Raw genomic sequence first — 13,477 nt, forward strand, 5'->3', positions numbered from 1 at the left:
AAATCTAATTTGTGTTAACCTTAGGATAATGAAGAGTATTCATTAACAGGACTTAAATGAAATTTTTCGCTTTATAGAATATTAATAATGAAAAAGACCCATATTTATAAACGGGGATGACATATTGTCATTCGTATGATCGGAGGAAAAAATGCCCAAACAAACATTTTTTAATTTAGCAGGTGAAAAGAAAGAAGCATTAATTCAGGCAGCAATGAAAGAATTTTCAAGAGTTTCTTTATTTGAAGCATCAATTTCCAACATCATCAAAGATGCTGGAATACCTAGGGGAAGTTTTTATCAATACTTTGAGAATAAAGAAGATGTTTTCTTCTTTTTATTAGATGAATATTCCAAAAAGAACAATGAAAAATTTATTTCGATATTAAAAGAAAAGGATGGTGATTTATTTGACGCTCATATTGAATTATACCAATATATGCTAACAAAATTTCAGAACCTAGAAAATCGAAAATTTTTTAGAAATGCCTTTTTGAATATGAATTATAAAGTTGAAAATACATTGATCCGAAATGTGAACGAGGAAAACAATAAAAGTCGATTATCAGAAATCATGGTGTTAATAAATAAAGAAAAATTGAACATTGTAGAAGAACGAGAAATATTTCATATCATGAAGATTGTCATGGCGGTGACATTTCAAAATCTTATTCAAAATTTCGCAAAGGAAATACCTTTCGATGAATCAGTGAAAAACTATGCTTTAGAACTTTCTTTGCTTAAAAAAGGGCTTTATAAAGGTTCGAATAAATGAAAGTTTTAGAAGTCAAAGAAATGAGGAAGCTCCAAATGGAAGATATGAAAAAATGGGGTCAGTTCTTATTACCTTATAAGTTTGCCTTGGACGAAATGAAAACAAAAATCAATATTATAGCTGAGGAAGCAAAATATTTAAATAATCACAATCAAATTGAACATATTAAGATACGACTCAAGTCTTTAGAAAGTATTCAATCAAAACTTGATCGAAAGAAAATTAGTCCTTCCCTGTTAAATACGAAAGAACATTTGTATGATATTGCTGGGATGAGAATTATTTGTTCTTTTGTAAGCGATATCTATGATATCTATTCACAATTATCTAACCGAAATGATATCAAAATTGTACAAGTGAAAGATTATATTACAAACCCAAAATCAAATGGATATCAAAGTTTACATGTAGTTGTTCAAATTCCTGTGACACTATCCAAAAATGTAGAGAAGGTTTATGTTGAAATTCAGCTTCGCACCTTAGCGATGGATTTTTGGGCTAGCCTAGAACATAAAATTTATTATAAGTATGATAAAAAAATCCCTTTCTATCTTGAAAAAGAACTTAAAGAGGCAGCAGAAACGGTAAAATCTTTGGATGAAAAAATGAAGGATATCCATAAAAAAGTAAATGATTTAAATTGTTAAACAATAATATGAGAGCAAGGAAAAAGAAAATTTATTAAGGGGGATGCATACGTTTGGCTGACACTGCACAAATAAAAGTAAAACATCACAGATTACCCATGCTTCAAATTATTAAGCGAACTATAGCTATAATCATTGGAGCGCTATTAATGGCCACAGGACTTGAGATTTTCTTAATTCCTAATCAAGTTATTGATGGAGGCATTACCGGAATTTCGATTATGCTTTCTCACCTCACAGGATTAAATTTAGGTGTGTTCCTATTTTTATTAAACCTTCCTTTTGTTTTTATGGGGCATAAACAAATTGGAAAAACATTTGCGTTTTCTACTATTTTTGGGATATTAACTTTATCAATTTTGACTACACTTTTTCACCCAATTCCAGCATTTACAGATGATATTCTTCTTGCTACTATTTTTGGTGGTATGGCACTTGGTGTTGGGGTTGGTCTAGTCATTAGATATGGAGGGGCATTAGATGGTACAGAAATTCTCGCAATTCTCGTTAATAAGAAAATCCCTTTTTCTGTAGGAGAAATTGTTATGTTTTTTAATGTTTTTATTTTAGGAGCCGCAGGATTTGTATTCAGTTGGGATCGAGCAATGTATTCCATTTTAGCTTATGTCATTGCATCGAAGGCAATTGATACCGTAGTTAATGGTTTTGAACAATCGAAATCTGTATGGATTATCAGTGAACAGCAAGAAGAACTTGGCGAAGCAATTAATTCACAATTAGGTCGTGGAGTCACATATCTTCACGGCGAAGGTGCTTATACGGGGGATAATAAAAAGGTTATTTTTTGCATTATTAACCGACTTGAAGAGGCTAAATTAAAATCTTTAATTGAAGAACTAGACCCAGCTGCTTTCTTAGCTGTAGCAGATATTACAGAAGTACGTGGAGGCCGATTTAAAAAACGAGATATACACTAGTGGTAAAAATATTACAGAATATGGAGGTTGCTATCTAAATTGGTTTAGGTGTTCCTCAATTGTTTGTAGCTAATATATAAAGATATGTTTCAGCGGTAAAATAAAAAATATCCCTTACCATACATCTCTAGATGACTCATTTATAATATATTTAATAATTTTCTCCCTGAAAATAATAATTACGCTTTAATATTTAATTAAGATAATTATAAATTAAGATATACAAATGAGGAGTGTTTATTATGTCAAAAGTACTTTTTATTAATTTCCCCGGAGAAGGTCATGTGAATCCGACAATTGGAATTGTAAGTGAGTTGATACAACGAGGCGAAAAAGTTGTTTATTATTGTATTGAAGATTATAGAGATAAAATTGAAAAGACAGGTGCCGAATTTCGAACATATGAAAACTTTCGGCCAAAAACAGATATCAATAAGGATGTTAAACAAAAAGTTAATCAGTTAGATATGTTATCTAACATGATCTCTGTCATGGATAGACTAGTAAAAGATATTTTATCCGAAATCGAAGGTGAACAATTTGATTATGTAATTTATGACCATCATTTTGCGGCGGGATATATTATAGCATCCGCTTTACAATTACCAAAGATTTCTTCATGTACAACATTTGCTTTTAATGATTCGATTTCGTTATTCGGAATCGATAATTCTAAATATTTAGGTGAAAAATCTCCTTTAAATAAAAACTGTATAGACATTATTAACAAATGGAAAGAACAATACGGAGTCACGTACGATAGCTTCCGTGACGTAATAAACCATCCGGGAGATATTACAATTGTATATACTTCGAAGGAGTATCAACCGTATGCAAATGAATTTGATGATTCTTTTATATTTGTTGGGCCTTCTATCACACCGCGTCATGATGTGGAAGATTTTCCTATAGAAGATTTAAAAGGTAAAAAAGTGATTTTCATTTCCATGGGAACTATTCTCAATCAACAAACAACTTTATATGAAAAATGCTTTGAAGCCTTTAAAGACACACCTGCAACAATTGTATTGGCAATTGGTAAAAAAACAGATATAGAACAATTTAAAAATGTTCCTCCTAATTTTATTCTATATAAATATGTTCCACAATTAGAAGTATTACAGCATACAGGTGTATTCATTACACATGGAGGAATGAATAGTTCGAGTGAAGCATTATATTACGGGGTACCATTAGTTGTAATACCTATTTCAGCGGATCAACCCTTAGTTGCTAAAAGAGTAACTGAATTAGGAGCGGGTGTTCATTTAGACAAAACGAGCTTAACTCCAGAAATATTACGAGAAGAGACAGAAGCAGTACTATATAGAAAAGAATTCAAAGAAAATAGTTGTAAAATTAGGGATTCTTTCCAAGCGGCAGGTGGATATAAAAAAGCAGTGGATGAAATTCTGCACGTGCTTTCAAAATCAAACTATAATAATGAATAATGAAACAAATCTAATGAATTGTATAAACTATAAGAGGTCCAGCCACATCGCCATCAACTTAAGAATTTTATAAAACCCCATCGCTATCAAGCTAAGATTTTGAAGTACCCCCAAAATGAAAATTTTCTTTCTCTACATTAGTTACTTTGAGAAGTCAGCTCTTTTTTCGTTTTGGGGTGATTAGTTACAACTGTTTAGAAGTTTTTATACCAAAGTATAATGTGTTAATATTTCGACATTTTAAAGAGTTTAATACGTTTTTTATAATAAACGTATTAAACTCTTTCTTTTTCTCATACGTTCATTTGAATATTCTTCTTATCAAGTGAATTAAAGTATATCCATTTTCTTATATAAATGAGTATATTTATGTTAAATTGTGTAAAATGTGTCAATAGACAATATAAATATATAAGTAATATCTATTACTTATATATTTATATTGTAAGTATCTAGAAATTCAACAGAGGGATATTATGAAAAGGGGGTAGAAACAAAAAATTTAGTAATGATAACTGCCACATTATCTATGTTTGCTACTGGAATAACGCCTAAATTTGAAGTCTTTGCGGAAGAACAAGCACAGCAAAAGAAAGTATCTACAATGTTACAGTATGAAAATTCTGTTAATGTGGAAAATCGAGTATTTGCAGTTTTAGGAAAAGGAGATGTCTACCAACTTCAAAATATTGAAAGAAGGGAATGAAATTTTAGTGTATACGAGTCAACAGGGTTATATGCTAAGCCAAATGAACAAATAACAATTCAGGTACAAGGAACGACGTTTACTGATAAAAACTTAACAGCTAACAAGGAATATAAATATGCAGTGAAGGCTGTAGATGCAGCTGGAAATACATCAAATCAAAGTATGGTTACTCTTTTTTATACGAAATATGACATACCGTAATGGATTATATAATAACAATTTCAGACATAAAGATAATTGAGAAGCATACACTTATATAGAACGGTTGCAAATATAATTACCGATATTCTTTGCGAGAGAGCACTTAAGGAGAGTGCTCTTTTTCATTTTCACACTTTAAAAGAGACAAGCATATAGTATAAAACAAGTTATATTTCATCTAATCCCTTTTTTACCAAAGTACTCGTGGAAACGGGTGCTGTTATTATGTCACCTTTTGATAAGGACAAGTATAGGTACAACCCTGCGTTGTTCCTTATTCACTCATATCTAACTCCTTATCACATTAAGAGCATCCTTGTGTAGGGTGCTTTTTATCATGTAATAAAACACTTTTTACACCAAAAAAGAAAGGTTTGATACATATGATGGATACAATTAAAGGATTTGTATCGAAGAAAACAGGAAAAATGTTTGGTGCGAAATTAACATATGACTCCGAACAGAAGAGGATTACTTTTGTATATGAGAAAAAGAAATAATATCATAAAATCTTAAATTCTGTATATAAAATTAATAAGAATTATGATATGATGAAAGTAACAAAATACTTCTAAATCTACCTGCAAAAGGACACACCTACGCATACATATGCCATAGGTGTGTCCTTTTTTCGTTGTCTATAAATCCCTAAAAAAATAGAGAGGGGGAAGATATATTGCGTACGAGTGAAATACCATCTACAGATGTATCTTTTGAGAGTGTGGAGAGTCATAAGCGTAATAAGGGGAATGAAATATCAGCATGTCCCAAGTGTAAAAAGCAATCATTCAGGGCTACGTTTAACGAATATCCAAAGTGGGTTCGATTTTGCTTATGTTGTGATTATAAAGAAGTTAATCCAGCATATAGTCCATTTGTATATTGATACTAATAGGAAAGGATACTACGGTATGAAACCATGGATTAAGATTGTTTGTATAACATCATTAGTCTTTCAAATTACAGCATGTAGCAGTTCAACACAAACAAATGATTCGAGACCTGCACAAACGGCCCAGAAAGCAATCCAGCAAAATGTAGAAGGAAAGAGTAATGTTGATATTCCGGAAGTATACAGGGAGAAATTAAAAGGCTTAGAAACGGGTAAAGGAAAAGTAATACATGTAAAAGACGGAGATACAGTAGATGTGAAAGTAAACGGGAAGAAGCAGACGGTAAGGTTACTATTATTAGACACCCCTGAATCTGTTTCTCGAAAGATTCCGCCACAAAAGATGGGTAAAGAAGCATCTTCTTTTCTAAAGAAACAAATAGAAGGAAAAGATGTAACCCTGGTATATGATCATGGACAAAAAGAAGACAAGTATGGCAGAAAATTAGCGTATTTATTTTGCGAGGGAATACATGTAAATGAATTAATGGTCAAATCAGGATACGGAATTGTAGCTTATATTACTAAACCGAACACTACGCTGCTTCCACAAATGTTAGATGCAGAAAAGAAAGCAAAATCATCTAAAAGTGGAGTGTGGAGTATCAAAGGTTTTGTGGATGAAAAGAAACATCATTATAACCGAAATGATGCCGCTTAACGCATATCACTCAAGCATAGTAAGAATACTAATGCTTTGAGATTAAAATAAGGAGGTTTTTAAGTGTGAAAGAGAATAAAAGAAACATGATCTTATCGTTTGTTATTTCGATTGTCTTTATATTTTCGAGCATGATGCCTTTCAGTAGTAACGAATACATCTATGTTATTTCAAAAATTGGAGCTGCAGCTGGTGTAATAAACATTGTGATGATGAGTGTTTTTTTATATTTTCAAAGCAAAAAAATGAGATATTCATTGAATTAAACTGTAAGAGAGAAAGTTTTCCTTACTCACACTAAAAAGAGAGTGGTAAGGAAAACCGCGAAGGAGATGGAAGAGATGAGTCAGGTAGCGGGATTCTTGAAATTCGTTTTAGCGAAAGAAAAACGATACGTATATTTGGCTGTATCAGAAAAGAGAAACAAACGTGTAAACACGCACATTTTTTATAAATTTGGTCAAATGGAAAAAGCATTGGAAAGTATGTACGAAATGCGGGATGATTTCGAGAATAAGTTCCCGATAGAACTAAAAGAAAAAGGATATGACTGGGAAGATATCAACGATTGGATACTTTCCATTGAGACAGGATTCTCAAAGCATGGAAATAAGCTAATCACATACGGACGCTAAGTAGAGCAGAACATTAAATGAGGTGAATGAAGAATGACATTAATTCGAAAGTATCACATTGCAATTGCTTGGACGATAGCTACTAGTGCAATGCTTATAAGCTTGGTTTTTAGTGAATGGATGAAACTTCCCCCATGTGATTTGTGCTGGTATCAAAGGATGGCCATGTATCCCTTAGTGTTGATATTAGGTGTTGGTATGTATAGAAAAGACCCATTGGTAAGTACATATGCATTCCCATTTGCACTTTGTGGTTTATTGCTAGCTGTTTATCAAATAACGATTCAAACCTTCCCTGCGAGTGAGATGAAAATATGTTCTGTAGGAGTTTCTTGTACGGAAGATCGCTTAAATTTATTTGGTTTCATCTCAATACCTATGCTATCTTTTGTTGGATTTTTAGCCATTATAATACTTCTATATATTAAACCTGACAGAGAGACAAAAGACCAAATAAAACACTGATTATTATCTAAATACACTTGTACAAATATAAAATGCTCATAAATTGATATTAAAAATAAAAAAGGAATTTAGAAAAGGAGAAATTAAAAATGACAACAATGCAAGTAAGTAATGAAATGTACAAAATCCCAGAGGCGGATGTAGAATTATTAAAGATTATGGCTCATCCAGTTAGATTACAAATTGTGAAGGAACTAGAACGTCACAAAATCTGTAATGTAACACAGTTAACAGAGTTATTAGATGTGCCTCAATCTACCGTATCTCAGCATTTATCTAAAATGCGAGGGAAGATTTTGCGTTCAGAAAGAAGGGGATTAGAGATGTACTATCATATTGTAAATTCCAAAGCATGCCAGATTGTTAGTGTACTAGGTTTATAGGGTGAGAGAATAAATAATAATAGTATATAAAAGATAAAACAATCTAAAAAAGGGAAGAAATTTTTCTTCCCTTTTTATAATGCATTAACCATTCTAAATTCATTAAATCTAAATTTTAACCACCATGATTTCCGTGTGCGTATTGAACAACATCAATAGCTTTTTGCGTTTCCATAGGGGATTGGGCACCAAACATTAAAGTTAAAGCAGTAATTACACCAACTAAACCAAAAAATGTTTTTTTCATTTTAATGCCTCCTTCTCAAAAGCTTTTTTTCCTGCCTGAGAACTTGAATAAAAATATTGACTTGCTTTAACATGATTATCTTCTTTATAGAGTGCAATAGCAAGATTTTCTTCATATTCTTTGATGTATTCAAAAAGTTCTTGCTCTTTAAAATATGATACGCCTTCTAGCACTGTTCTTTCAAGCGCTTCGGCAGGAAAATCTGCATTCATTGCGTCTAAGATTTTAAAATGGTGAAGATATTCTATATTATCAACCTCTTCACAAATAGAATATCCTTTTGCTATGAGATCTTTTGCAACGGAATGATCCCCATTCTTCATATGCTCTCTTGCCTCAATAAAAAGTGCCTTATAATTGTTAGGCATTTTTTGATTTACTTCTGAGAGATATCTAATAGCTAATGGTGAAAGGTTTTGAGTAGCATACATTAACCCTAAATTTTGACGCACCATTAAAATGAATTGCTCTTCATCTGTTTTTTGGAACATATCCATTGCTTTCGTGAAATATTCTTCGGCTAGTTCCCATTCTCTCAAATGAGTACAAGCTAAGCCTATAAGATTATCACAAAACGCTACATTAATCTCATACCCAGCATGTTGAGCAAAGATTTCTCGTGCCTCTGTTACCTTTTTGTAAGACAGGAGCCCTTGATATATATCATAATGAAAAGCTCCAACTTTATAATAAAATTCAGCTTTTTCTAATTCATCAGGAACGCAGTCTAAAAGTGTTTCCGCTTTTTCATAACTCTCTTTTGCGATTTGATATTCGCCAATAGTAGAGGCATGAATCCCTTTGAAAAAGTGATAATAATAAGCTAAGAAATTATCTGTAGGCATATCAAAAGCCTCAACTTTGTCAAAACTTCTTTTTGAAACGCTTAAATTATCAATGACAAATTGATATCTAAAATCTAGTAGTGAGTAGTAGAGCAATAAATTCTGATCTTCTTCGATGCTATGAATCTTAGAATCAATTAATTCTTTCAATCGATGAGCATTTCCTATACGTCTTGAGCGGATTTCAATATACCACTCATTTAAAAGTTTTGTAATTTCATTATTCCCCTTTGTAGAAACAATCATTATATATTCCCCCATCCTATAGAAGTATCTTAATACTATTTATTACCATCATAGCAAACTAGCAACATTATTTGAGTGATTTCAATTTATTTTTCAACAAAATTCAGAAAAAATAGTTATTTTATATTTTTTCTTATATTAATATTTTGACCTATACCAATTCACGTTTGCTTGAAAAGAGAGTGTTTAAAAAATTATTAGAGATTTCAAAACAAAGTCCTAAAATATGAACTCCCCCTAATTGTTAGACACAATCTGATAATTAGGGGGAGTTTTGTATGACTAGAATAAAATAAAGACAGTTATACGAACATCTTTAGCTCTAAAGTTATTATTTAACTATCTAACAAGCAACATTGAAGATAATAATGGAAAGTGTTACTTTTATAGAAATGTTAAGGCCAAAATGGAAATTCATAAAGAAAAAATTGACGCTGCAGCGAGAGCAAAAGAAATTTCATAAGTTATTTTCCGCAATATTGGTGACATTAAATTTATGCGCTTTTTTTCTAATTAATATGAGCAAATGCTGCAAGAAAACGCTTCTGGTAAGTTAAGAATCTTCAAACGCGATAGAGAACTTGGCGGTACCTTAATTATTGTTAGAATTATAAAAATAACTATTTATATATAAATGGTTTAAAATATACAAGTCTTATATACGGGATATAAAAAGTAAAGGTTGAATTTATTAGGTGTTATTAAGATCTTGTGCTCGTAATAGTAATAGTAGTAGTAGTAGTAGCAGTAGAAAATATTTCTCAATAGTAAAATGAAGAGAAATATATGAAGGAATAGAATAGATTGGTTTATAATAGATATTGATTAACATAATTAATTATTAATTTAACTATATTAAATGAAAGAGAGAGAGTGTAATGGCGAATGTACTCGTAATAAATTTTCCCGGAGAAGGTCATATTAATCCGACATTAGCAATTGTTAGTGAGTTAATTCAGCGTGGAGAAACAGTTGTTGCATATTGTATTGAGGATTATAGAAAGAAGATTGAAGCAACAGGTGCGGAATTTCGAGCATTTGAGAATTTTCTTTCACAAATCAATATTATGGAACGAGTGAATGAAGGCGGTAGTCCTTTAACGATGCTATCTCATATGATAGAAGCATCAGAACGTATTGTTACTCAAATTGTAGATGAAACAGAAGGAGAAAAGTACAATTATTTGATATATGATAATCATTTTCCAGTAGGACGTATTATAGCGAATATCTTACAATTACCAAGCGTTTCTTCCTGTACGACTTTTGCTTTTAATCAATACATTACATTTAATGATGAACAAGAATCGAGACAAATAGATGAAAATGATCCACTATACCAATCGTGTTTAGCTGGAATGGAACAATGGAAAGAGCGATATGGAATGGACTGTAATAGTCTATATGATATTATGAATCATCCTGGAGATATTACAATTGTATATACTTCTAAAGAGTATCAGCCGTATTCGGATGTATTTGATGAATCGTATAAATTTATCGGTCCATCAATTGCCACTCGTAAAGAGATAGGAAGTTTTCCTATTGAAGATTTAAAGAACAAAAAAGTTGTTTTCATTTCTATGGGAACAGTTTTTAATGAGCAGCCAGAGTTTTATGAGAAATGTTTTGAAGCTTTTAAAGGTATCGATGCGACTGTTATATTAGTTGTTGGGAAAAAAATAAATATAAACCAATTTAAGGATATTCCCTATAACTTTAAAGTGTATAATTATGTCCCGCAATTAGAAGTATTGAAACATACTGATGTATTTGTTACACATGGCGGTATGAATAGCTCAAGTGAAGCATTATATTATGGTGTTCCGTTAGTTGTAGTTCCAGTGACAGGAGATCAACCATTAGTTGCAAAACGAATAGCCGAGGTAGGGGCTGGAATAAGACTGGATCGTAAAGAATTAACGCCGGAGTTGTTACGTGAAGCTGTAAAGAAAGTAATGGATGATGCAACATTTAAGGAGAAGAGTCGTAAAGTCGGAGAGACGCTTCGAGATGCTGGAGGATACAAAAAAGCTATTGAAGAAATTGAGAAATTTGTTTCTAATTACCAAATTTCGAAATAATATAAATTTCAATCTAAGATGACAACTAGAAATCTACTCTAACTAAAATATATAGAAATGGAGAGATTTTTTATGTCAAAAGCGATAGTTATAAATTTTCCAGCTGAAGGAACTAAGTATGTGTACTTCTTTATAGCAGTTATTTCGCTCATTGGACTTGTGTTGTCATTATTTGTAAAACGCGTGCGTATAGAAAAAATTGATTAGTAAAAGGGAATAAATAAGAATTTTAAACTGCTAATTAACTAACGCACCCTTTAGTTTAGTAAGAGACAGCGATTGCTGTCTCTTTTTTATGTTCTATGTATCAAAGTTTACTTCCATAACTTTATTATAAAATTTTCATATAATTTACTAGTTCTGTACTTACTGTTTTGCGTAATTTTTTGTTTTCATCTTCCAACTCTTCAATTCTTTCTTTAAATTTCTTAATTTTCCGTCTAAAAGAAGCGATCATAGCGTTTTGGTGAACAATTAATTACTTAAGTTGATGGCGATGGGGTATCGCCACATCGCTATCAAGCTAACAAAACAAGAGTCACTTTTGTTATAAGATATTTTTGACTTATGTTTCATTTATTATATCTTTAAAATATAGTTTCATATCCTTAGCTTCGAATTCATTTATTTCAAGGGGGGAGCGCAATCATCACATTTAGTATTTATACTTTGCATTGAATGCTTTTATTTTGCATCAACAACATCCATAAATTTAAGAGTAATCCTGTTATAAAAAGCATCTGTACATAGTATAGAACAATTCAATGGATCAATATCAGTCACGGTCATGTAGTTAGTAAGCAGATAGCCATCTTCGTAATATGTAATCAACACCTCTTCTTCAGATAGTAATGAGCATAATAACATGTTCTCGATAAGTTCTATTTCTTCAGAAGTTAAGATTGGACGTGCTACTTTATTCTTTTCCTTAATAATCTCACGTATACCGTCAAATTGTTCTGTCATTGCAGCGAACGGCGTCCATTTCACCATTCCTCGTCCCTTTGGCATATTAGTGTTGTTCATGATTTGTGTCCTCCTAACAATGTGTTTCTGTATCTTGCTGTAGCACTATTTGTATAAGAAATTCCTCTTAATATGCTGTTCTTACCAAACTTAGTGCGTATTTCATCCATTACCTTCGTTAATTTCATTTCTTTTTCTCGTTGTATTACATTGTCAAAAAGAGATATTTGTTCTTCACCTTCATTGATTAAATTGGTTAAAGAAACATTGATAGATCTAATTGGTTCCCCGGTATAAAACTTATGTAAAAAATATGTACAAATATGATAGATATCCATTGTTAAATTAGTTGGTCGGTTCATAGTGTGAGTTTTTCTGAAACCACCAGCGTAATTTTTACTGTAACCAATGGAAAAATGGATTGTTTGAGCTAGTTTGTTTTGTCTTCTCATCCGATAACAAACTTCTTCGATATGTTCCAGAAGGATAATTGGAAATTCTTCTATTGTGTAATCACGCATGAGTATTTGGCTCTTACCCATTGAAGTTGTTGTTGGTATGTATTTTTCTGCAATACGGCTAAAATCAATGCCGTTGCTATGTAAGTGTAATTCTTCGCCAATAACCCCAAAGCTTTGTTTTAAGTATTTGAGCGGGTATTGCGCTAAGTCTCCAATTGAATGTATTCCTTTTCGATTTAACTTTACTTCTGTTTTACTCGAAATCCCCCAAAACTTACTAAGTGGTCGTATCGGCCATAATTTTATGGGTACATCTTCGTACTTCCAATATGCGATGCAGTCTTTTGTCTTCTTCGCTTCCACATCTAAAGCAATCTTACTCATTAAAGGATTAGGCCCAATCCCAATTGTGCATTCAATTCTTGTTTTCTCATATATTTCACGTTTGAATTTCAACGCAAATTCATATGGCTCATTCGCAAACAGATGGATACTATTTGTAATATCCATAAAGAATTCATCGATGCTGTATTGGTGGAAATCCTCAATCGGAACGTATTGTAAAGCTAATTTTGTTATGTAATTTGAGCATTTTATATAAGTTCCCATGATTGGGTTTACTACAAGAATGTCTTTACGCCGTGGTATTTCGTACAACCTTGCCATTTTCTTAACACCTAATGCCTTTAATGGTGGTGTTGCAGCCAAAACAATGGAGCCACTCCTGTTCACATCTCCTACTACAGCTAATTTAGTATGCAGTGGATCTAAGCCCATCTTGATACAGGACACGCTTGCATAAAAGCTGCGAAGATCTACATATAAAACAATTCGATTTGGCAAAATTGAGTAGTCATACACCGTTATGCCT

General features: G+C 31.9%; 16 protein-coding genes and 2 pseudogenes. 14 read left to right on the forward strand and 4 right to left on the reverse strand.

The window, feature by feature from the left end; all coding sequences use genetic code 11:
• The first annotated feature begins 151 nt into the window (after window positions 1-151).
• The 11 genes and pseudogenes from MHH59_RS28855 (at window position 152) to MHH59_RS28910 (ending at window position 7,757) form a co-directional block, all read left to right on the forward strand.
• Window positions 152-775, forward strand: coding sequence for a TetR/AcrR family transcriptional regulator (locus MHH59_RS28855; protein ID WP_113937294.1), 624 nt, complete (start codon window positions 152-154; stop codon window positions 773-775).
• Window positions 776-810: 35 nt separating this feature from the next.
• Window positions 811-1,422 carry a GTP pyrophosphokinase gene (locus tag MHH59_RS28860; protein ID WP_113937321.1) on the forward strand — a complete coding sequence of 204 codons (612 nt, stop codon included), beginning with the start codon at window positions 811-813 and terminating at the stop codon, window positions 1,420-1,422.
• Window positions 1,423-1,520: 98 nt separating this feature from the next.
• Window positions 1,521-2,360 (forward strand): YitT family protein, encoded by an 840-nt coding sequence (locus tag MHH59_RS28865; protein ID WP_201055298.1) that lies wholly within the window; start codon window positions 1,521-1,523, stop codon window positions 2,358-2,360.
• Between the two features lie 242 nt (window positions 2,361-2,602).
• Window positions 2,603-3,811 carry a macrolide family glycosyltransferase gene (locus MHH59_RS28870; RefSeq protein ID WP_340853465.1) on the forward strand — a complete coding sequence of 403 codons (1,209 nt, stop codon included), beginning with the start codon at window positions 2,603-2,605 and terminating at the stop codon, window positions 3,809-3,811.
• Window positions 3,812-4,340: 529 nt separating this feature from the next.
• Window positions 4,341-4,706: pseudogene (locus tag MHH59_RS28875) on the forward strand (M60 family peptidase N-terminal accessory domain-containing protein); the annotation flags it as partial.
• 398 nt (window positions 4,707-5,104) lie between these two features.
• Window positions 5,105-5,221 (forward strand): DNA topoisomerase I, encoded by a 117-nt coding sequence (locus MHH59_RS28880; RefSeq protein ID WP_002203966.1) that lies wholly within the window; start codon window positions 5,105-5,107, stop codon window positions 5,219-5,221.
• Between the two features lie 411 nt (window positions 5,222-5,632).
• Window positions 5,633-6,274: a thermonuclease family protein gene (locus MHH59_RS28890; RefSeq protein WP_113937290.1), complete on the forward strand. Its 642-nt coding sequence runs from the start codon at window positions 5,633-5,635 to the stop codon at window positions 6,272-6,274.
• A gap of 65 nt (window positions 6,275-6,339) precedes the next feature.
• Window positions 6,340-6,540, forward strand: a complete 201-nt coding sequence (locus tag MHH59_RS28895; RefSeq protein ID WP_201053760.1) for a hypothetical protein — start codon at window positions 6,340-6,342, stop codon at window positions 6,538-6,540.
• Between the two features lie 75 nt (window positions 6,541-6,615).
• Complete coding sequence (locus MHH59_RS28900) at window positions 6,616-6,909, forward strand: hypothetical protein (protein WP_002139809.1); 294 nt, start codon at window positions 6,616-6,618, stop codon at window positions 6,907-6,909.
• A gap of 33 nt (window positions 6,910-6,942) precedes the next feature.
• Window positions 6,943-7,374: a disulfide bond formation protein B gene (locus MHH59_RS28905; RefSeq protein ID WP_340853466.1), complete on the forward strand. Its 432-nt coding sequence runs from the start codon at window positions 6,943-6,945 to the stop codon at window positions 7,372-7,374.
• Window positions 7,375-7,463: 89 nt separating this feature from the next.
• Window positions 7,464-7,757 carry an ArsR/SmtB family transcription factor gene (locus MHH59_RS28910; RefSeq protein WP_113937286.1) on the forward strand — a complete coding sequence of 98 codons (294 nt, stop codon included), beginning with the start codon at window positions 7,464-7,466 and terminating at the stop codon, window positions 7,755-7,757.
• Between the two features lie 115 nt (window positions 7,758-7,872).
• Here MHH59_RS28910 and MHH59_RS28915 read toward each other — a convergent pair whose 3' ends face one another.
• Both MHH59_RS28915 and MHH59_RS28920 read right to left on the reverse strand, forming a co-directional pair.
• The gene (locus MHH59_RS28915; protein WP_113937285.1) at window positions 7,873-8,004 is read right to left on the reverse strand and encodes a Phr family secreted Rap phosphatase inhibitor; all 132 of its coding nucleotides are present in this window, start codon (window positions 8,002-8,004) and stop codon (window positions 7,873-7,875) included.
• Window positions 8,001-9,095, reverse strand: coding sequence for a Rap family tetratricopeptide repeat protein (locus MHH59_RS28920; protein ID WP_181777928.1), 1,095 nt, complete (start codon window positions 9,093-9,095; stop codon window positions 8,001-8,003). The genes MHH59_RS28915 and MHH59_RS28920 overlap by 4 nt, the downstream gene beginning before the upstream one ends.
• A 286-nt stretch (window positions 9,096-9,381) precedes the next feature.
• On the opposite strand from MHH59_RS28920, the pseudogene MHH59_RS28925 reads away from it, so the two are divergent.
• The 3 genes and pseudogenes from MHH59_RS28925 to MHH59_RS28935 form a co-directional block, all read left to right on the forward strand.
• Window positions 9,382-9,675 (forward strand): annotated as a pseudogene (locus tag MHH59_RS28925) (tyrosine recombinase XerS); the annotation flags it as partial.
• 298 nt (window positions 9,676-9,973) lie between these two features.
• Window positions 9,974-11,179 carry a macrolide family glycosyltransferase gene (locus MHH59_RS28930; protein WP_340853469.1) on the forward strand — a complete coding sequence of 402 codons (1,206 nt, stop codon included), beginning with the start codon at window positions 9,974-9,976 and terminating at the stop codon, window positions 11,177-11,179.
• Window positions 11,180-11,251: 72 nt separating this feature from the next.
• Window positions 11,252-11,386, forward strand: a complete 135-nt coding sequence (locus MHH59_RS28935) for a cytochrome c biogenesis protein ResB (RefSeq protein WP_215586163.1) — start codon at window positions 11,252-11,254, stop codon at window positions 11,384-11,386.
• A gap of 477 nt (window positions 11,387-11,863) precedes the next feature.
• On the opposite strand, the gene MHH59_RS28940 is transcribed toward MHH59_RS28935, so the two are convergent.
• Together MHH59_RS28940 and MHH59_RS28945 are read right to left on the reverse strand one after the other, a co-directional pair.
• Window positions 11,864-12,205, reverse strand: a complete 342-nt coding sequence (locus tag MHH59_RS28940) for a YolD-like family protein (RefSeq protein WP_016096734.1) — start codon at window positions 12,203-12,205, stop codon at window positions 11,864-11,866.
• Complete coding sequence (locus tag MHH59_RS28945) at window positions 12,202-13,467, reverse strand: Y-family DNA polymerase (RefSeq protein ID WP_340853473.1); 1,266 nt, start codon at window positions 13,465-13,467, stop codon at window positions 12,202-12,204. Before MHH59_RS28945 ends, MHH59_RS28940 begins: the two co-directional genes overlap by 4 nt.
• Between the last annotated feature and the right edge of the window lie 10 nt (window positions 13,468-13,477).

It is taken from the genome of Bacillus sp. FSL E2-0195 (assembly GCF_038003645.1).
GTDB classification, from domain to species: Bacteria; Bacillota; Bacilli; order Bacillales; family Bacillaceae_G; genus Bacillus_A; species Bacillus_A mycoides.